The sequence below is a fragment of the Acinetobacter sp. YH12105 genome (genome assembly GCF_013419095.1).
Classification (GTDB): Bacteria; Pseudomonadota; Gammaproteobacteria; order Pseudomonadales; family Moraxellaceae; genus Acinetobacter; species Acinetobacter pseudolwoffii.
This window is the reverse complement of record NZ_VPAU01000009.1, coordinates 75,635-96,497: the sequence shown is the minus strand read 5'-3', so window position 1 is coordinate 96,497 and position 20,863 is coordinate 75,635. Positions and strand designations below refer to the sequence as shown.

Here is a 20,863-nt window from a genome sequence, read left to right as displayed (position 1 = left end):
TTAATGATCTAAAAAACGATTGTCAAATTTTGTACACAAATTATTATTAAAAATAATTTTAAGATATTGAAATATAATGTGAATTTTTTTTGAATTTTTTCATTGTTTTGAAATGGTAAATAAAATAAGCTGTTTGTAAGTTAATACACTGAAAATTTGATCAGCACGACGTATGAAATCCAACTTAATCACCCGTGGTGGACACGATAAATTGGTGGCAGAACTTAAGAATCTCTGGCATGAAGAGCGGCCGGAAATCACCAGAAAAGTGAACTGGGCAGCGAGTCTCGGCGATCGTTCGGAAAATGCCGATTACCAATATAACAAGCAAATTTTGCGTAAGATTGACCGCCGGGTCAGATACCTAGGCAAGCGTCTTGAAGAGCTAAAAATCATCGATTTTTCTCCAGAGCAGGAAGGCAAGGTCTATTTTGGAGCTTGGGTCGAGATTGAAAATGAAGAAGGCGAGCAGAAAAATTTACGTATTGTCGGGGTCGATGAAATTTACGATCATCATCCGCAGCATATCTCGATCAGTTCGCCCATGGCACGTGCGTTGTTGGGCAAGCAGGTGGATGATGAGGCTGAAGTGCTGACACCTTCCGGAAAGAAACACTGGTTCATCAATTCAATTCGTTATGAAAAACCAGAAAATTCAGCAAATTAATGGAATTGATTTTATTTTGTGCAATTGATGCAGTGAAAGCATGAAAATATTTGCCAAGCGTGATTTTTGTTTATATCATGTCGGCCATGGAAGCGTGGCAGAGCGGTTTAATGCACCGGTCTTGAAAACCGACGAGGGTGTGAGTCCTCCGTGAGTTCGAATCTCACCGCTTCCGCCAAATTCGAAAAACCCAGTCAATTGACTGGGTTTTTTTATGCCTTTATTTTTATATTCATTATCAAGCTAATTCTGATTCATGCCGTTGCTTTATCTTGAATTAAACAGCTCTTGGCATCGTTTAAGTATTAACCTCTTTAAATAAAAATACATTTCAGCTTTTGTTTCGACTGATTTTTAACTGAATGAACAGCTTTTGCTAAAAGTTTTGCTAAATTTTATTGCCAAAAATCCGATTTATTTATATGATGGCGGCCAAGGAAGCGTGGCAGAGCGGTTTAATGCACCGGTCTTGAAAACCGACGAGGGTGTGAGTCCTCCGTGAGTTCGAATCTCACCGCTTCCGCCAAATTCTAAAAACCCCAGTCGAAAGATTGGGGTTTTTCATTTTAGGCAGCAATGATTCAATATTTTATTCATCAATAACCAGCTCATAGCTTAAAACTTGAAAAATGGACGCATGTGCCAAATATAGAGTCAGAGACATCAACGCGCTATCATATGCCCAAGCATCATATGGATCTCATTATGAAAATTGTCGCAGATGAAAATCTGGCATTTACCGATTATTTCTTTTCTGAATTTGCAGACATTCGTCATTGTCCAGGCCGTAACTTAATGGCACAGGATGTTCAGGATGCAGATGCATTATTGGTACGCTCAGTGACTCAGGTCAATGAAGCACTGCTACAGAATAGTTCGATCAAGTTTGTAGGCAGTGCCACTATTGGTACAGATCATCTGGATATTGCTGCATTGGAACAGCATGGGATTCAGTGGAGCAATGCAGCCGGCTGTAATGCACAAGCTGTGGCTGAATATGTCATTACCGCATTACTGCATGTACGTCCTGAGTTAGTAGATGCCAATGCAACATTTAGCCTGGGTATAGTCGGTTTGGGTAATGTTGGAACCCGTCTGGCTTATATGGCAAAACTTTTGGGCTGGCGCGTGATTGGCTATGATCCTTTGGTTCAAAGAGCGCAGGTTGATCAAGTTGAATTTAATGAATTGTTGCAGCAAGCGGATGCGATTTCGATTCATGTCCCTTTAACTCAAACGGGTCTTTATCCAACTTACCATTTATTCAATACGGCTACATTGGCGCAAATGCAGCCTGATGCAATTCTGATTAATTCTGCACGTGGGCCAGTGATTGAAGAGGCCGCCCTGATCCAGGATCTTAAAGCGACACAACGAACCGTGATTTTAGATGTTTTTGAACACGAACCGGTTATTTCAGCAGAGCTTCTGGATCTGCTGACGCTGGTGACGCCGCATATTGCCGGTTATAGCCTGGAAGGCAAGGCGCGTGGTACTCAAATGATCTATGACGCTTTCTGTCAAACTTTTGCTTTTGCAGCACATAAACAGTTCGAAACCCAGCTTCCGGTCTGCGAGCAGTTTTTCCAAAATCAGGATTTAAAAATGGTGCTAAAGCAATATTTAACGCAAATTTATGATATTGCCTGTGATGATCAAAATCTGCGTACTTGTGTCAAGGATGGCAAAGTGGATCAGCAGGCTTTTGATCATTTAAGAAAAACCTATCCGCTGCGTCGTGAATGGGCTGCACATGGTGGGCCAAAAGCATGAATAGCACTTATCAGCCGACGTGTGACCTGAATGCCATGCGTGCACGTGCCACCTTATATGCACAAATCCGTCAATTTTTTGCTGAGCGGGATGTATTAGAAGTCGAAACACCAATTTTATCTCAAGCCGGTGTGACCGATGTGCATTTGGCTTCAGTACAGGCACAGCGTCATGTACTGGCTAAAGCACATACGCATTATTTACAGACCTCACCTGAATTTGCCATGAAGCGTTTATTGGCCAGTGGCAGCGGGCCTATTTACCAGATTTGTAAAGTCTTCCGTGATGATGAACATGGGCGTAAGCACAATAGCGAATTTACCATGCTGGAATGGTATCGCCCGGGCTTTAGCTTAAAAGATTTGATGTTCGAAGTAGCCGATCTGCTTAATGTGACGCTTAAAGCACGTTTTGCTGAAATCCGTCCAACCATTTTGAGCTATAAACATGCCTTTATGGATCGTCTGGATATTAATCCATTGCAAGCGACCTTGCAGGAACTGAAAGACTGCTGTCGTCGTGTCGGTCTAAATCTGGATTTGGGTGAGGATCGGCTCGGCTATATCGACCTGTTATTTTCACATATGGTGGAGCCGAGTCTCGGTTTTGATACCGCAGTATTCCTGACCGATTTCCCGCCGGAAATGGCCTCTCTGGCGAAAACCCGAATCGATGAAGATGGGGAACTGGTCGCTGCACGTTTTGAGTTGTATATCGAAGGTTTAGAATTGGCCAATGCCTATGATGAGCTGATTGATGCTGAAGTTTTGCGCTCACGCTTTGAGGCGGATAATGTAGAGCGGGCCAGATTGGGACTGCATGTCATGCCTATTGATGAGTATTTACTGGCGGCTTTACCGAATATGCCGGAATGTTCAGGGATTGCCTTGGGAATTGACCGCTTGCTCATGATCGCGACCAATCAGATGAAACTGGAGCAAGTGATTAGTTTCCCGGCGGATATTTCCTGATCGGGATTTGATTTTCCTTAAGCTCTTTAGAGGGCTGGGTCTCTGCACTAAATGATTGAAGCAATAAAAAAGCACCCTCGGGTGCTTTGTCTTTATTCAATAGATACAGTTTGTTGGGCTTTAAGTTCACCCAGTGCCTGAATACGCCGTTCAATCAGCATTTCGCCAATATCCGGGCCTTGAATATCGGCAGGCAGGTCTTGTGCTTTAATGGCACGTACTATCTGCATGGCATCAAGTACATATTGTGCTTGTGGATAGGCACGATCTTCCAGTCCTAAACGGCCACGTGAATCACATTCACAAGCCTGTACAAAAGCTTCGACACGCTCGGGACGACGTAAAACGTCCAGACGCTGCAATAATCGCCATAAAGTACCGGGTTTGAGATTAAATGCCTGATGACATTTCAGGTGCTCTTTGCATACTGCCAACGCCAGTTGCTTGGTATAGGTCGGTACTTTTAAGCGATCACACAGATCATTGACCGGCTTGATGCCACGTTCTTCATGCATGATATGCCGCGGTAATTCTTCAACCGGGGTTAATGCTTTGCCCAAATCATGCACTAAAACGGCGAAACGTACATCCAGGCTATAGTTTTGACGACACGCCTGCTGCAAAGACATCATAGTGTGAATGCCGCAGTCAATTTCCGGATGATATTCAGGGCGTTGCGGAATACCATATAAGGCATCTATTTCAGGAAATAAGACTTTTAAAGCCCCACATTGACGCAATACTTCAAAATACACATCAGCATGACGTTCTGTTAAGGCACGTGAAGTTTCTTTCCAGACCCGTTCCGGTGTTAATGCATTCAACTCACCCGATTCCGTCAAGCGCTGCATGAGTGCTAAAGTTTCATCCGCAATCACAAAACCTGCACTGGTATAGCGGGCCGCAAAACGGGCAATTCGCAGCACCCGTAATGGATCTTCGACAAAAGCATCGGAAACATGACGCAGCACCCGGTTATTCAAATCCTGCTGACCGCCATAAGGATCATAAATCTGACCGGCATCATCCATCGCCATGGCATTAATGGTCAGGTCACGACGGATCAAATCCTGTTCCAGGGTCACACTGATATCGGTATGAAAGTCAAAACCATGATAACCGGTGCCGGATTTACGTTCGGTACGGGCCAGTGCATATTCTTCTTTTGTTTTGGGGTGTAGGAAAACAGGAAAATCTTTGCCTACGGGCTGATAGCCTAAGTCAAGCATTTGCGCCGGAGTTGCACCAACGACCACATAATCTTTTTCGTGATAGGGGTGTCCGAGCAAATGATCCCGAACTGCACCGCCTACTAAATAAACTTGCATGAAAAAACCTCTATTCTTACAAGCATCATGCTACAGAATAGAGGTTTTCTCAAGTTAAGAAACGAGGCGGATGCGTCGTTATCTTGTCATTGGATTAAAGTGCGTCTTGTTCCGCTTGCTGGATTTCTGCAACGGTAAGTGCAGTCATGTTCACCACGCGACGCGTAGTCGCAGTCGGAGTCAAGATATGTACCGGCTTCGCAGCACCCAACAGAATTGGGCCAATCGTCACGTTGTTGCCTGAAGTTGCTTTCAACAAGTTAAACGAAATGTTGGCAGCATCCAGATTCGGCATGATCAGTAAGTTTGCAGAACCTTTAAAACGTGAGTTCGGGAAGGCAAACTGGCGAATATTTTCATCCAGTGCAGCATCACCGTGCATTTCACCTTCCACTTCTAGCTCAGGCGCTATTTCAGACAGGATGTCATATACCTTACGCATTTTTTGCGCGCTGGCATCATGCTGGTCTGAACCGAAACTTGAGTGAGAAAGCAGGGCAATACGTGGGGTCATACCAAAACGGCGCACTTCTTCAGCAGCCAGAATGGTCATTTCCGCCAGCTGTTCAGCCGTTGGATTGGTGTTGACATAGGTGTCGGCAATGAACAGGTTACGATCTTCAAGCATCAAGGCATTTAGGGTAAAGAAAGTGTTATGACCTTCTTTTTTGCCAATGATGTTGCTGACGAAGTCCAGATGAATGTCGTAGCTTGAATAAGTACCACAGAGCATGCCATCTGCCATGCCATGTTTGACCAGCATCGATGCAATTAAGGTAGAGCGACGACGCGCTTCACGCTGTGCATATTCAGGCGTAACGCCTTTACGCTGCATGATCTGGTAATAATCGTCTGCAAACAACTCATAATCCGGATTCTTTTCTTGATCAACAATCGTGATATTCACGCCATCTTCAAGACGTAGACCCAATTTTTTGATATTGGCTTCAATCACGGCTGGACGACCGACCAAAATAGGGATCGCCAAACCATCATCGACTGCAATTTGAACGGCGCGAAGTACACGCAGGTCTTCACCTTCCGCATAGGCAATACGCTTAGGATTCGATTTTGCCTGTTCAAAGATCGGTTTCATCACGAATGCCGAGTTATAGACAAACTCAGACAAACGTTGACGATAATGCGAGAAATCTTTAATTGGACGTGTTGCTACACCCGAATCCATGGCTGCTTGTGCCACTGCAGGTGCGATTTCAAGAATCAGGCGCTGATCCAGTGGACCCGGAATCAGGTATTCACGGCCAAATGATGCCGATTTCTCACCATAAGTTGCAGCATCCGCTTCGACGTGTGCCATACGCGCAATTGCATGTACACAGGCAATTTTCATTTCTTCGTTAATCGTGGTTGCACCAACGTCTAATGCCCCACGGAAGATGTATGGGAAGCAAAGTGCGTTATTGACCTGGTTTGGATAGTCAGAACGGCCAGTGGCCATGATCACATCATTACGAACTTCGTGTGCATGTTCAGGCAGAATTTCTGGATCCGGATTCGCCAGTGCGAAAATGATCGGATCTTTGGCCATCACCTTAACCATTTCTTTGGTCAGGATGCCGGCAGCAGAAAGACCGAGGAACATGTCTGCACCCGCGATCACATCACCAAGCTGAGTGGCTTCAATGTCCTGTACATACGCTTTTTTAGATTCATCCAGACCTTCACGATGCGTGGTCAGCAGACCACGTGAATCGGCAACGATGATGTTTTCTTTTTTAGCGCCCAAAGCACACAGCAGATTTAAGCAAGATAGTGCTGCAGCACCCGCACCTGATGCCACAATCTTGATTTCGTCAATTTTTTTGCCATTAATTTGCAGGGCATTCAGTAACGCAGAACCGACAATAATTGAAGTACCGTGCTGATCATCATGGAATACCGGAATATTCATGCGTTCACGCAGTTTTTGCTCGATGTAGAAGCATTCTGGCGCCTTGATATCTTCAAGGTTAATCCCGCCAAAAGTCGGCTCTAAGGATGCGATAATGTCTACAATTTTATCTGGATCATTTTCAGCGATTTCGATATCGAATACATCAACACCGGCGAATTTTTTAAATAATACGCCTTTGCCTTCCATGACTGGTTTAGAAGCCAGAGGACCAATATTACCCAAGCCCAGCACCGCAGTACCGTTGGTCACTACAGCGACCAGATTACCGCGTGCGGTATACAATGCAGCAGTTGAAGGATCGCGTTCAATCTCAAGACATGGTGCAGCTACGCCAGGCGAGTAAGCAAGGGCTAAGTCACGTTGGTTGACCAATTGTTTGCTTGGTGTAACGCTGATTTTCCCCGGGGTAGGAAACTCGTGATAGTAAAGGGCCTGTTGCTTTAAAGATTGTTCGTCCATCAGTCTCTCGATCGTTGTAAAGATTACCCGGTCAGCGGGTAAAAAATTTATTTATGTCCCCGAATATACCATTTGTTCGCCAGTTCGCACAGCCAAAGACGGCCGTTTTTCCAACAATCTTATTGGGGTAGGGTATAAACTTAGACTTGATAAGTATAAGAATCGTTGGTCATATTTTGTGTCAAATACGCAGTGGCTTCCTCTTCTGGCAGCGGTTTGGAGAATAAATATCCTTGAGCGATATCACAGTCTAAATCACGCAGATATGCTAACTGCTCTTCAGTCTCGATGCCTTCTGCCACTACGGTCATGCCCATGGCTTTACCCATCGCCACCATGGCACTGACAATGGCTTCCTGTTTGTTTTCACCAATCTTGGACACAAAACTGCGGTCAATTTTTAGGGTATCAATCGGGAAATCAGCAAGATAGGATAGGGATGAATACCCCGTGCCAAAATCATCCAGAGCAATATGGATCTGTCGCTGTTTGATTTCGTTCAGCAGGTTTTTGACTGCTTCCGAATTTTCAATTAAAGACGATTCGGTAATTTCCAGTTCCAGACTGGCACCTGAAATCTGGTTATCGGCAATGGCCTGATCCAGATCATCGAGTAACTGACCGCGGCGCAATTGCTGCGCCACGACGTTGACTGATACACAAATATGATTAAAGCCCAGATTATTCCATTGGCGGATCTGTTTGGCTGTCTGCTGGATGACCAGACGGCCAATATCTGAAATCAGGCTGGTCTGTTCGGCTAAAGGGATAAACAAGCCGGGTGGAATAATGCCTTTTTCGGGATGATTCCAGCGAATCAAGGCTTCAAAGCCATAAATGCGCTGATCACTGAAATTAATTTTTGGCTGATAATAAACAATCAGCTCATTATTCTGGAGGGCTTTACGCAAATCCCGTTCCAGAAAAATCCCCGTTTCTTGTAGGCCATCACTTTGATTAGAATAAAAGTGAATGGTATTGCCCCCCAGATTTTTAGCTTCGTTCAGGGCCTGTTCGGCACAGTTGTTTAAATAATCGAGTTGACGACCATGATCTGGATAAAATGCCACGCCCATGGAAAGCGTGATCACATAATCCTGACCGTAAATATTAAATGGAGTGGTAAATGCCTGAGCGATGCGTTCACAGTGTCGCTGTACTGAAGGGCGAATATGTGAAATCTCATAGATAATCGCAAAATCATCACCATTCAGATGCGCCACAAACAAGGCTTCTGCATTATTCATGCGCAGGCGCTGCGCGACCTGACGTAAAAGTTCATCCCCGCCATTATTGGATAGATATTCATTTAATGGACGGAAGCGATCGATATTCAGGCGAATCACGGCCATCTGCTGAATGGAATCTTTTTGCGAGACCAGATATTGATGCAGCTGATAGTTATAATAGAAACGATTCGGTAAATCGGTCAGTGGGTCATAATTTTCCAGATAAGACAGGCGCTGTTCCTGTAATTTGCGTTCGGTCAGATCCGAGACAATCCCGACATAATGGGTAATCCGGCCTTCATCATCGGTGACGGCATTGATGTGTAACCATAAGGCGGATTGTTTGCCCGACATGAATTTGGCGTATACCTCGCCATCATAGGAGCCAATCTTTTGAAGCTGTTTGATAATACTGGCATGGTTACTGCGCTGTTCAGCTTTATTTTGTGCCACAAGATCGAATAAAGACTTACCGATGATCTGCTCACGCTCAAAGCCACTCAGGTATTCATAGTGAGGATTGACATCAATATAATACAGTTCAGGATTGAGAATAAAAATCCCTTCCGCGGCCTGTTCCAGTACACTGGCAACCAGTTTTAAACGTTCTTGAGAAATACGTTCCTGCTGAATATCACGACGAATACCCACCATTCGCAAAGGTTTGTTATTTTTAGGATCACGGCTAATCACGCGGCCAATATCATGCACCCAGTTCCAGCTGCCATCACTGAGCAGAATCCGGTAAGTGGCATCATAACGCTCAATCTGACCACGCAAATGCTGTTTCATGTTGCGCTTAAAATAGTCCAGATCATCAGGGTGAATCAGATGCTCTAATTGCAGATGATGATCTTTGGAATCACGCAGAATTTTTTCATCTTTATGATTGGTTAATGTAATGAGACGGTCTTTGATATTCCAGTCCCATGGGCGAATGCCGGCAATCTCATGGGCAAGATCCAGGTTCTGTTGCTGATTTTTCAAATGATAATTAATCTGTTCAATATCATAGGTACGTTCCCGTACTTTTTGTTCCAGCAGTTGATTGTTGAGCTGTAACTGTAATTCAATATCTTTGGATTTATTGACTTCAGTTTGCAGTTGCTGGCACAGCTCATCAGTCCAGACCACTTGCTGTTCGGCATTTTTAACCAGCAGACTGTTTTCTGCATACAAGCGCGATGTCCGGCGATGAATACGATAACTACTATTGGCACACAGCAGAATGACAATCACCGCAAAATTTAAGGCCAGACCGAAGAAGGGATTGGAAAGGCTGATATGATAAATTTGCGACAATAAAAAAGGGAATAAAGAGGGTAAAAATACCAGGCAGAAATAACTGAGTTTTTGGGTCAGATAGGTCAGCCCAAATGCCTGAGTCACAATCAGGAGCAGAGCAGACAAGGTCAGTGCTTCAATATCTTCGAATGCGGGATTGGCCTGCGGCAAATAGTAGTAAATTGTATAAATACCGACAGCAATACAGCTCCCGACAGCAAGACTCTGAATCTGTAACCAGCGATGTGCGCCTTTCAAATCATATTGTTCAGGCTTAAAATAAAGTGTGCTCATCAACCAGCACATACTGACCAGTAGCTCGGTCAGAATAAACCAGGTATTAAAATAGGTATTGGAAGGACGATATTGAAGGTGATAAATACAAAAAATATAAAGGCAAATCACCATTATACTGATTAAAAAATAGCGACTATGGCGAAGTGTGTTCGCAATCTGGGCATGATGCAAATGCTGCTGGATATAGTCGTCTTGCTTATCAACCATGTGATTCAATGCCTGTATTCATCCTAAACGTTTTTCCCTATGTATTGTTCTTATAAAAAAACTCCAGGAAATGTGTAAAATTAACTCATCAATAGTTATTATTCTTTCGTCGAGATTAGAGGTCTTAGGAATAAAAATCAACAAAATTAAAGACAAATTTTTACTGGCCTGATGAACTAAAGATTATAGTTCAAAATTGAAAGGGCCACGACAGGAGCTGTTTCGGTACGTAGTACGCGTTCACCAATACACCAGTTTAGAAAACCTTTTGCATTTGCTGCTGTAATTTCTGCCTCACTGAGACCGCCTTCAGGGCCAATCAGCAGGGCAATATCCAGGGTCGCATCTGCCAGTACATCTGTTTCATCTTTATTGGGGGCCAAAACCAGTTTGGTCTTGGGTAGCTCGGTTTCCAACCATTTTTCAAGTGATATTGGTGCTAAAATTTTAGGCACAATATTCAGTCCACACTGTTCACATGCTGCAATCGCGATCCCCTGCCAGTGATCCAGTTTTTTCTGGTCACGATCATACTTCAAGCGCATTTCACAACGATCCGAAGTCAGCAGCTGAATTTCGGAAACGCCCAATTCCACAGCTTTTTGAATCGCATAATCCATGCGGTCGCCTTTGCTCATCACCTGACCGAGCAAGGCCTGGAACTTGGGTGTGCGATTAGCCGGATTAAATGTATTGACCGATACTGTGGCTGATTTCTTAGCAACTTCAGTTAAGGTCACTTCATATTCGCCACCCTGTCCATTGAACAGGGTCGCGGTTTCGCCCGCTTGAGCACGTAATACCTTTACCCAATGATGAAAAACAGTTTCCGTTAACTCAACCGTAGTATCAACATTTAAGTCTGCTTCAATAAAAAAACGTGGCATGGAGGGATTACTCTCAGATGGAACAAAACAAGACTGCATTGCTATTTACACCCTCTTTGTGTTTCTCTCAAAGGGAGAAAATGGGTGAGATCAATGCAGCCTAAAAACTTATGCTAGACCTAAGTCTTTTACAAGTTGGCGTGTAGGATCAGTGGAGTTCATGGTGTAGAAGTGCAAGCTTGGTGCACCACCTGCAAGCAGACGCTCACAGAATTTAACCACAACTTCGTGGCCAAAGGCTTTGATGCTGGCAGTATCATCACCATAGGTTGCCAGTTGCTTGCGAATCCAGCGTGGAATCTCGGCACCGGTACCGTCCGCAAAGCGGATTAGGTTGCTGGCATTGGTGATTGGCATAATGCCCGGCGCCACAGGAATATCAATTCCGGCTTTCTGGATGCGCTCTACAAAGTAGAAATAAGCATCTGGATTGAAGAAAAACTGGGTTAATGCTGCATTGGCACCAGCTTGTACTTTTTCAACAAAGTGCTGGATGTCTTGATCAAAGCTTTCTGCCTGAGGATGCATTTCCGGATAAGCTGCGACTTCAATCTTGAAATGATCGCCTGAATATTCACGGATAAAGCGAACCAGATCAGCGGCATAGGGTAATTCACCCAAACCAACCTGACCTGATGGCAAGTCACCGCGGAGGGCAACAATACGGTCAATGCCTTGTGATTTGTACAGATCAAGCAGTTCTGCAATACGCGCTTTATCATCGCCGATACATGACAGGTGAGGGGCAACCGGTGCGCCTTTGCCATTAAAATCGTTGATGGTAGACAGGGTGCGTTCACGAGTTGAACCACCTGCACCATAAGTTACAGAGAAAAATTCTGGATTGAGCAATTGTAGTTCTTGATGAACCACTTTGAGTTTTTCCGCACCCACATCAGTTTTGGTCGGGAAGAATTCAAATGAAATTGGAATTTGCTTAGACATGTTGAAATCCTTTTTTTTATAAATACTGTTTTAATTTTCACCCTCTCCCTGACCTCTCTTGCGCTTCACTTTAAAGCAGTGCTTAAAGTTCGCTCAGGAGAGGAGAATTCATTACTGAATTATGCAGGGTTTTGACTCAAATTCTTTACATACCAAACTTAAGCTTGTCATGTAAATGGCTTGAGAGATTCACCCTCTCTTGCGCTGAACTTCAAAGCTGTGCTTGAAGCACGCTCAGGAGAGGGATGGGGTGAGGGCAATTAGTATTTATAAGTCTCAGATTTAAACGGACCTTCAACAGCAACGCCTAAGTAATCCGCTTGCTCTTGAGTTAATTGAGTCAGAACACCACCAAAACCTGCAACCATTGCAGCAGCGACTTCTTCGTCTAATTTCTTAGGAAGAAGCTCTACACGAATTTGCGCAGCTTTTTCAGATTCTGGAAGATCAGCAAATTTCTCAGCGAATAAATGCATTTGACCCAATACCTGGTTGGCAAATGAACCATCCATAATACGTGATGGGTGACCAGTCGCATTACCAAGGTTTACCAAACGACCTTCAGAAAGAAGGATCAGGTAATCATTTTCATTTTCTGAACGATACACTTGGTGTACTTGAGGTTTCACTTCAACCCACTTGTAGCCACGTAGGTAAGCTGTATCAATTTCAGTATCGAAATGACCAATGTTACATACAACAGCGCCCGCTTTTAATGAATCAAGCATTGCTGAGTCACACACGTGGTAGTTACCCGTTGTAGTCACGATCAGGTCAGTGTTTTGAAGAAGATCAAGATTCACGTCTTCTTTCTTGCCAGTTTGTACGCCATTTTTGTATGGAGAAACAACTTCGTAACCGTCCATGCATGCTTGCATTGCGCAGATTGGATCAACTTCAGTGACGCGTACAATCATGCCTTCTTGACGAAGTGATTGAGCAGAACCTTTACCTACGTCACCGTAACCAATTACAAGCGCACGACGGCCAGATAAAAGCATATCTGTACCGCGTTTGATGGCATCATTGAGTGAGTGGCGGCAACCGTATTTGTTGTCGTTTTTAGATTTCGTTACTGAATCGTTTACGTTGATTGCAGGAACTTTTAAAGTGCCATCACGAAGCATTTCATACAGACGTTGAACACCTGTCGTTGTTTCTTCAGTGACACCGTGGATTTTAGCAATCACTTCTGGGTATTTTTCATGAACAAGTAGCGTTAAATCACCGCCATCGTCAAGAATCATGTTGGCATCCCAAGGCGTGCCATTGACATTGATCTGTTGTTCAAGACACCACATGTATTCTTCTTCAGTTTCGCCTTTCCAGGCAAACACAGGAATACCCGCAGCCGCGATTGCAGCAGCAGCGTGATCTTGAGTAGAGAAGATGTTACATGAAGTCCAGCGAACTTCAGCGCCCAATTCAACCAGTGTTTCAATAAGAACAGCGGTTTGAATAGTCATGTGGATACAGCCGAGAATTTTCGCGCCAGCAAGTGGTTTAGCAGCAGCATAGCGTTTACGCAGACCCATTAGGGCTGGCATTTCAGCTTCTGCAAGTTTAATTTCTTTACGGCCGTAATCAGCAAGTGAAATATCAGCAACTTTGTAATCTGTAAATGAAGCAGTAACCGCGTTCATCAGGATCTCCTAGGAAAAAATAGATTGGATCGTTCTGTTCGCGGATGCCGTTGTTGATCAGAACGAATGTCTGACCGATGGTCGAGCCTAGCGATTTTACATTTAGTGCCTGTAAAACGTCGCAGCATCCCTCGACTAGCGCAGTATTGTACTTGTATTTAATTTTATATCCAAGTTATAAAACAGTTACAATTAATTAGTTGCTTAATAAATAGAAAAGGAAAAAGTATGGTCGAGAAAGTTAATGGGGCTTTAATAATTTTAGAAGAGCTCAGATTGGATTCTAAAATAGGCAAAAGTAAGCACTTCTCGGCGAGTGATAGACAGAAAAAATATCATAATCTAATTGGCATCCCTGCAATTTGTTTTAATATTTTTATTGGGACTGTGCTTATAGCATTTCTAACATCTGAATATAACAATACAATTCTTTCAATTGTAGCTGCATGTCTTTCTTTTCTTAGCGCCGTATTGGGAGCGGTACAGACATTTTTTAATTTCAGTAAAAATTCAGAAGGTCATCGATCAATAGGAAATAGATATTTAGAAGTTTCTAGAAATTGTAAAATGTTAATAATGAAACATGAAGATAAGCCTTTTACCTCAGAAGATTTATGGGGTGAAGTTATAAACTTACAGAAAGTATACCTTCTTATTAACCAAGAGGCCGAAGCTTTTCCGACATCAGAGAAAGATCTAAAAAAGGCTAGAAGTTCAGTAGAGATAACTCCTTTTAAAAACGGCTATAATTTAAAAAATTGAATTTAAAAAATAGGCAACTATTGGTATAAATATCGGAGCAATAAGAAAAAAAGCCCATCATCTGACGGGCTTTTCTTACTTATTTAGTTTCAGCAGCATCTGCTTTTTGAGTCCAGAACTCAGCCTGTTCTTCATCGCCATCTACGCCTAAACCATTGGCATAAATAAATGCAAGATCGCGCATTGCTTGAACTTCGCCAAGTTCCGCAGCCTGTTTGACCAAAGCAATCGATTTTTCCACGTCTTTTTCAATTACATCACCGCGACGGTAGAAACCGGCCAACTCTAAAGTCGCAGCAGGGTGCTTCTCGATATTGGCTTTACTTAGCCAGTAATAGGCTAACTCAAAGTGAGCTTTAGATTCTTCTGGATCTTCTTCAGCCAGTTCTTTGGCATAAACGGTATAACCTTCACCTAACCAGTACATCGCATCAACCAGTCCGCCGTTGGCAGCTTTCAATGCCCATTCTTCAGCCAGAATAATGTCATCATCATGCTCGCTTTGCATATACAGTTCAGCCAATTCAAATTGTGCTTCAGCATTGCCTGCTAAGGCAAGATTGGTCAGGGCAGCAGAGGGAGAAACACGCTGGGTCATATCAACATCTCAAAAATATTATGCGTAGACTAAAGGTTTAAATTAAAAAAGCCAATCCGAAGATCAGCTTTTCAAGTATGAGGGGGTAAATTAGAATTTTAGACCAAGCAAATGATTGCTGAAATCACGGCGATTACCACACAGATTGAGGCGATTACTTTAATTTTACTTTCCAGATAGCTCAGGCTTAAACCAACGACCAATGCTGCAAAAGTTAAACTGCCCAGCCAATAACTGATCATGTTACTGATTGTACCTGCGAACAGGCACAGGATGAGCGCAATCGTTAATATCACCCAGCCAAGAATGCTGGCCATTCTGGTTTTGGAAGCATCTAGCTCTTTAGCAAAGATCTGTTTCTGATGTTTGGACATCGACGCGGCAAGTGCAAATAAACCGAGAGAAGTCAAAGCCCAAATCAATAAGAAGAACATCATGCCTGATTCTCCTTTAATGTAGCTTTGGTTTTTTTTGGCGGCAAGCCTTTATGGTTTTTCACTTTCTTGAATGCAAACCAGAACAGGATCGCGAGCGCCCACATCGCCAGATCAAAAGAAGCAATCATCCACTGACCATGCATGATGCTGTTCCAGATTGCCTGACCGCCGGTCAGGAAGTTTACAATTGGGAGTAGGGCAAATGCTGCTGTTGCAAGCAGGAGCAGCTCTAGCCAGGCCTGACGATTGCTACGAATCATGGCATAAACTAAGGTCAGCAACCACGCGATAAAGAAGCTGCGAATTTCCCAGTTCAAACGCATGTCCATGTCTGCAGGAATAAAACGGTTGGCATAAAAGTAGGCAGCACAGGCAATCGGTAAACCGATAATTGCCGCGATATTAGTCACTTCCACAAGACGATAACCAAAAGATTTATAGCCTTGCTTTTGTTGTTGTGGTGCGCGTTTGACACACCACAGAATCAAACCAGTCGCAATCATGAATGTGCCGACCACACCAGACATGAACAATAACCAGCGTAGAGCCAAGTCCACGCCACGTGCTTCATGCAATGTGGTAAATACGTTATAAATACCGTTTGCAACTGAAGGTGTTTTCAGTGTGGTTTGATCCAGCTTTAATTCACCCGTCACGCCATTGAAAGCTAGACTCGGATAAACATTACGATAGGCTACGCTGACCCCATTTAAGGCACGAAGTTCAATTTCAGCTTTGGCGGTATTTGGCTGGATGATGTTAATTGTAGCAACCGGATTGTTTTTCCATTGCTTTTCTGCTGCTGCAAGAATGGGCGCTAAGTCTGCCAATGGCGCAGGGCGGGCAGGTGACGCATCGCCACGCGAACGGCGAGCTTCACCCCGTGCAGACATATCACCACGTTCACCACGATTCTCTCCCTCACTACGCGGTCGACGCTGGTCACTATCACCGGATTCAGCCTGAACGCTATTGTCCTGAATCAAGCTCTTACGTTGATCTTGCAGAAATGCGCCTCGATTTTCATAAATCTGGTTGACACCCCAAGGCATCAGGGTAAACAGCAGCAGTAACAAACCGCTAAAGGTAATCATGATATGGAACGGCAGGGCAAATACCGCCGTTGCATTATGGGCATCCAGCCAGGAGCGCTGACCTTTGCCAGGACGGAAAGTAAAGAAATCCTTAAAAATTTTCTTATGGGTAATCACACCGCTGATAATCGCCACCAGCATGAGCAAGGTTGCAATGCCGACAATCCAGCGCGCCCAGATTCGGGGCAGTCCGTACAGTTCAAAATGAAAACGGTATAAGAATGAACCACCGCGTGTTTCACGGGCTTGCAGCACTTCACCGGTTGCACTGTCAATGGTTAGGCGGGTACCGCCACGACGGGCACGCGGATCTTCACCGGCACCGCGAATATTCAGTATGGTGGTATTCTGGCGTGAGTTAGGCAGCTGAATCGCCCAGCTGCCGGCATCCGGATGATGCTGTTGCAGATAAGCCAATGCGACACGGGTCTGTTCGATTTGGGACTTTTGTGGGACTGACTGATGAAATTCCGGTTTCATCCAGATGCTGATTTCATTCTGGAAAAAACTTAAAGTTCCAGTTAAAAAAATCGCATATAAAAGCCAGCCTAAAATCAGACTGGCCCAGGTATGCAACCATGACATCGACTGGCGTGGCCCTTCCTGTTTTGCATCTACTCTCATCTTAATTTCCTAGGAATTTATAGCTGATATAGAGCAAAACACTGGGAATTACGATTCCGAGCGTTGCCTTGATAGTTTTGTTGACCATAAATACCCAAATAAAGGCTGCGGTATTCAGGCTAAAACCAATCAGGGTGGCTGACATGGCAGCACTGCTTCCTGCATCCATAAACATCTGGGCAATCACGATGGCAGCCAGCGAGGCAAGCATATAACCGCCGACACCAGCCAAAAGAAAGCGATATAAAATCATCCCACGATAAACCAGCAGATTTGCTTTAACTTTATTTTTGCTCGATGGACTCGGTGCAGTAACTGTTTCAGTCGCTATTGCATGCATATTCGGACTACTCATCATCGAAAATTCTATCTATTAAACTTGTTAAGCTATTTCGATGCGAATGATAACAATTATTGTTTATATTTTAAATACGAAACATCAAACTATTTATATGAAAAATAAAAAGAACTATTGGACAGGCTAAAAGGGGGGTATTAAAAAATATAAGCTTTAAAAATAAAAACAGCGGCTCGAAAGCCGCTGTCTAAATATTATCTGTTCAGAATTAGTCTTGCTGAATACCTGCAACCACCCAGTCCTGATTTGAACCTGCTGGTTTAGTGAAATGCCAGATTTCTGCAAACGGTTGTGGCAAGCTGTTCAAGTCTTCGCTTACCGTACCGGTAAAGCGTACGCTGACAATATACTGACCATTGTCAGTCGATGAATCTACCACCATGGCATTCAGATTTGAAAACTCGGCAACATCCTGATCCTGATTGCTCATGATGTCATTACGCATTGACTGATAAAGATCAGGAGTTAGGTAACGCTGAATTTCCGAAATATTGCTTGCCGTATTCATAGACTGAATGTGGTTAAAACGCTGACGTGCGACACGCAAGAACGCGGCAGGTTCAGTACCATCCGGTAACTGGCTACCACTTTGGGTATAAGCCGTGCCGAAAGGCGCCGTATTTACCGGCGCAGAACCAAACGGTGCATTAGTACTTGGCGTTTGACCACCAACATTCTGACCAAAGATATTGCTATTGTCACCACCGCGAGGTGCAGTCGGTGCTTGACCAAAAGGTGCTGTATTACCAGCACCGCTATTTGGTGCAAATGGATTAGAAGCTACTTTTTTTTTTGCGCCCATCTTACGGAAAATGAAGAAGGCAACAGCAGCAGCAAGCAGGATCCAGATCCAGCCTGGAATACCACCTTTTTCCTCTTCTGCTGGAGCCGCCTGAGCTTCAGACGCTGCCACACTTTGATCATCGGCCAATGCATTGGCAGCTACGGCACCAATCGCAGCACCCGCTACACCGGCAGCAACCATACCACCCACACCTGGGCCAGATTTTTGCTGGGTTGCAGCACCGGCAGCTGGCGCTTGTTGAGCAGGCGCAGCTTGACGAGGTTGTTGATAAGATTGGGTAGGCTGTGCAGAACGTTGCATACCGTGACTTTTACCGCCACCGGCACGTTTTGCTTCAGCAGCAAAAGGCGCAACCAATAATACTGCTGTCAAGATACCTGTAATCAAACCGCGCTGTCGAACTTGCATTCATTTTTCCTATGAGAATAAAACCTATTTGTACAGTCTATTTATATAGGCTTTGTGTGGAATTTCAATCAAAAATCTGTATTTTTTTGCGCTTTACTGCAAATTCACTGCCTGATGCTTAATTTAGCTCATCACTTAAAGACATGGCTTCACTCAGGGCTTCATGCAAACGGGCAACAGCAATAATCTGCACGCCTGCAATGGTTTTTTGCGGTGCATTGCCACGCGGCACAATAATGTATTTAAAACCATGCTTGATCGCTTCTTTCAGACGCTCCTGTCCATTTGGCACGGGACGAATTTCACCAGACAGCCCGACTTCCCCAAAAACAGCCAGTTGTTGTGGTAAGGCCTTGCCACGAATACTGGAAGCGCAGGCCAGAAGTACCGCCAGATCGGAGCCGGTTTCTGTAATTTTAAGACCACCAACAATATTGACATACACATCCTGACCTGAGGTTTGTACACCACCATGCCGGTGCATGACGGCCAAGAGCATATTCAGGCGGTTCTGGTCCAGACCCAGCGCGACCCGTCGTGGCTGACCATGCGCATCATCGACCAAAGCCTGTACTTCGACCAGGAGTGGACGCGTGCCTTCACGACTGATCATGACAATCGAGCCCGGAATCGCTTCATCATAACGGCTTAAAAATATTGCAGATGGATTGGACACTTCGCGCAGCCCTTTGTCGGTCATGCCAAACACCCCGAGTTCATTCACCGCGCCAAAACGGTTTTTGACGGCACGGATCATCCGGTAACGTGAATCGGACTGACCTTCAAAATACAGTACACAATCGACCATATGCTCAAGTACGCGTGGGCCTGCCAAGGCGCCTTCTTTGGTGACATGACCGACCAGAAATAAAGAGGTACCGCTGTTTTTGGCAAAACGGGTCAGCAGGGCAGCGGATTCACGAATCTGCGAGACTCCACCTGGAGCCGATTGTAAGGTCTCGGTATACAGGGTTTGAATTGAGTCCAGAATTGCGACGGCAGGACGTTGCTGGGCCAGTACTTCACAAATGCGTTCGACACAGGTTTCTGCCATGACCTTGAGCTGATCGGTTGGCAGATCCAGACGCTGGGCACGTAATGCGACCTGAGACAGGGATTCTTCGCCGGTGACATATAAGGCCGGATTTTTGGCAGAGGCCATATGCGTGGCTGTTTGCAGCAAAATGGTTGATTTACCAATGCCGGGATCACCGCCGATCAGAACCACTGAACCCGTTACCAGTCCGCCGCCCAGAACCCGGTCAAACTCACTGATACCGGTCGGTAAGCGTGTTTCATGCGAGACTGAGACCTGATTTAAGGTGGTGATTGTGGATGCCTGACCTGCATATCCACCCGCGATTTTTGGCTGAGCCCGATGTGTAACCGCAGGTGCAATGCTGACCTCAGTCAGGCTGTTCCATTCCCCACATTCCGAACATTGTCCCGACCATTTCGGATGATCTGCACCACATTGTTCACAACGATAGACACTTTTTGCTTTAGCCATATTTTAAGATGAAGCGATTGAAATTGACTGACAGCATAGCGGTGAATGTGATCTAAAACCAAGCCTTTCACCTGAGAAATCATGGTTTTTACGACAAGGCTTGTCGTTTTTATTTGTGCTTATTCGGATGTTGTGTATCAACGCCGTCTATAATGCCCGTCTTGTTATGCTGAAATGGAACAGATCTTGTCACAATTGCTGAAACATATTGATGCGATCGCACGTGAAAAAAACCGTGATGTGCTGTTTGTGCATTTTGAACAGTATGTATACCCAGATCAGGACGCTCACTCGGTTCGGCAAATGTTTATCGGCTGGTTAGAGCAACAGGGTATCCGTTATATACCGTGTTTGGGCATTGAGCCCACAGTCCGCAGTGACGTGTATTCGGGCAGTCTATATCTGGATGTACCTTTTGACCTGCAGCATAAAACTTATCAAAAACTGAGCGAGTACTTGGAAGATGATCAGGGCAATATGAAAATTGAAGGCATTCAGTTTTTTGTTTTATCTTTAGGACTGGCACTTGAACTCGAATCTGACGGCAAATTACCAGAATGGGGCGGTTTACGCTCATAGAACATGAATATTGGATTTGGATTTCGAATAATTAATAATAAAAAGCCACAATTGATGTGGCTTTTTATTCTCTTGGTTCGGGA

The 20,863-nt window shown here is 44.5% G+C and carries 17 protein-coding genes and 2 tRNA genes; 7 read left to right on the top strand and 12 right to left on the bottom strand.

What is annotated here, in order from left to right; genetic code table 11:
* The first annotated feature begins 172 nt into the window (after window positions 1–172).
* From greB to epmA, 5 genes are all read left to right on the top strand, one after another.
* Window positions 173–667 carry a transcription elongation factor GreB gene (gene greB / locus FTU44_RS08430; protein ID WP_180050138.1) on the top strand — a complete coding sequence of 165 codons (495 nt, stop codon included), beginning with the start codon at window positions 173–175 and terminating at the stop codon, window positions 665–667.
* Window positions 668–755: 88 nt separating this feature from the next.
* Window positions 756–845 (top strand) — tRNA-Ser (locus FTU44_RS08425).
* 258 nt (window positions 846–1,103) lie between these two features.
* A tRNA-Ser gene (locus FTU44_RS08420) sits at window positions 1,104–1,193 on the top strand.
* Window positions 1,194–1,372: 179 nt separating this feature from the next.
* A complete protein-coding gene (locus tag FTU44_RS08415; protein ID WP_005097687.1) occupies window positions 1,373–2,440 on the top strand; it encodes a 4-phosphoerythronate dehydrogenase in 1,068 nt (355 codons plus the stop codon).
* A complete protein-coding gene (gene epmA, locus FTU44_RS08410) occupies window positions 2,437–3,411 on the top strand; it encodes an EF-P lysine aminoacylase EpmA (protein ID WP_180050135.1) in 975 nt (324 codons plus the stop codon). Before FTU44_RS08415 ends, epmA begins: the two co-directional genes overlap by 4 nt.
* A 92-nt stretch (window positions 3,412–3,503) precedes the next feature.
* Here the strand turns inward: epmA and FTU44_RS08405 are convergent, their stop codons facing one another.
* The 6 genes from FTU44_RS08405 to ahcY all read right to left on the bottom strand — a co-directional run bounded on the left by FTU44_RS08405 (window position 3,504) and on the right by ahcY (window position 13,605).
* Entirely contained in the window at window positions 3,504–4,739 is a 1,236-nt protein-coding gene (locus tag FTU44_RS08405; RefSeq protein ID WP_074383390.1) for a multifunctional CCA addition/repair protein, read from the bottom strand.
* Between the two features lie 94 nt (window positions 4,740–4,833).
* Window positions 4,834–7,113 carry an NADP-dependent malic enzyme gene (locus tag FTU44_RS08400; protein ID WP_005169926.1) on the bottom strand — a complete coding sequence of 760 codons (2,280 nt, stop codon included), beginning with the start codon at window positions 7,111–7,113 and terminating at the stop codon, window positions 4,834–4,836.
* 140 nt (window positions 7,114–7,253) lie between these two features.
* Entirely contained in the window at window positions 7,254–10,130 is a 2,877-nt protein-coding gene (locus FTU44_RS08395) for a bifunctional diguanylate cyclase/phosphodiesterase (RefSeq protein WP_180050132.1), read from the bottom strand.
* Window positions 10,131–10,306: 176 nt separating this feature from the next.
* Window positions 10,307–11,017, bottom strand: coding sequence for a 16S rRNA (uracil(1498)-N(3))-methyltransferase (locus FTU44_RS08390; protein WP_180050129.1), 711 nt, complete (start codon window positions 11,015–11,017; stop codon window positions 10,307–10,309).
* A gap of 108 nt (window positions 11,018–11,125) precedes the next feature.
* Window positions 11,126–11,962: a methylenetetrahydrofolate reductase [NAD(P)H] gene (gene metF, locus FTU44_RS08385; protein WP_180050126.1), complete on the bottom strand. Its 837-nt coding sequence runs from the start codon at window positions 11,960–11,962 to the stop codon at window positions 11,126–11,128.
* A gap of 260 nt (window positions 11,963–12,222) precedes the next feature.
* On the bottom strand, window positions 12,223–13,605 hold the full coding sequence (gene ahcY, locus FTU44_RS08380; RefSeq protein ID WP_159138232.1) for an adenosylhomocysteinase: 1,383 nt from the start codon (window positions 13,603–13,605) through the stop codon (window positions 12,223–12,225).
* A gap of 228 nt (window positions 13,606–13,833) precedes the next feature.
* Here ahcY and FTU44_RS08375 point away from each other — a divergent pair, with 228 nt between their 5' ends.
* A complete protein-coding gene (locus FTU44_RS08375) occupies window positions 13,834–14,367 on the top strand; it encodes an SLATT domain-containing protein (RefSeq protein ID WP_180050122.1) in 534 nt (177 codons plus the stop codon).
* Window positions 14,368–14,446: 79 nt separating this feature from the next.
* Here FTU44_RS08375 and FTU44_RS08370 read toward each other — a convergent pair whose 3' ends face one another.
* The 6 genes from FTU44_RS08370 to radA all read right to left on the bottom strand — a co-directional run bounded on the left by FTU44_RS08370 (window position 14,447) and on the right by radA (window position 20,201).
* A complete protein-coding gene (locus FTU44_RS08370) occupies window positions 14,447–14,965 on the bottom strand; it encodes a tetratricopeptide repeat protein (RefSeq protein ID WP_005097675.1) in 519 nt (172 codons plus the stop codon).
* A 98-nt stretch (window positions 14,966–15,063) separates the two neighbouring features.
* Window positions 15,064–15,402, bottom strand: coding sequence for a DUF3325 domain-containing protein (locus tag FTU44_RS08365; protein WP_100329080.1), 339 nt, complete (start codon window positions 15,400–15,402; stop codon window positions 15,064–15,066).
* Complete coding sequence (locus FTU44_RS08360; protein WP_180050119.1) at window positions 15,399–17,120, bottom strand: PepSY domain-containing protein; 1,722 nt, start codon at window positions 17,118–17,120, stop codon at window positions 15,399–15,401. The genes FTU44_RS08365 and FTU44_RS08360 overlap by 4 nt, the downstream gene beginning before the upstream one ends.
* A 1-nt stretch (window position 17,121) precedes the next feature.
* A complete protein-coding gene (locus tag FTU44_RS08355) occupies window positions 17,122–17,478 on the bottom strand; it encodes a hypothetical protein (protein WP_034608454.1) in 357 nt (118 codons plus the stop codon).
* 208 nt (window positions 17,479–17,686) lie between these two features.
* Entirely contained in the window at window positions 17,687–18,691 is a 1,005-nt protein-coding gene (locus FTU44_RS08350; RefSeq protein WP_005169956.1) for a Tim44 domain-containing protein, read from the bottom strand.
* A 118-nt stretch (window positions 18,692–18,809) separates the two neighbouring features.
* On the bottom strand, window positions 18,810–20,201 hold the full coding sequence (gene radA / locus FTU44_RS08345) for a DNA repair protein RadA (RefSeq protein WP_159138228.1): 1,392 nt from the start codon (window positions 20,199–20,201) through the stop codon (window positions 18,810–18,812).
* Between the two features lie 174 nt (window positions 20,202–20,375).
* Between radA and FTU44_RS08340 the strand changes: the two genes are divergently transcribed.
* Window positions 20,376–20,780 carry a hypothetical protein gene (locus tag FTU44_RS08340; RefSeq protein ID WP_005169959.1) on the top strand — a complete coding sequence of 135 codons (405 nt, stop codon included), beginning with the start codon at window positions 20,376–20,378 and terminating at the stop codon, window positions 20,778–20,780.
* Window positions 20,781–20,863: the final 83 nt, after the last annotated feature.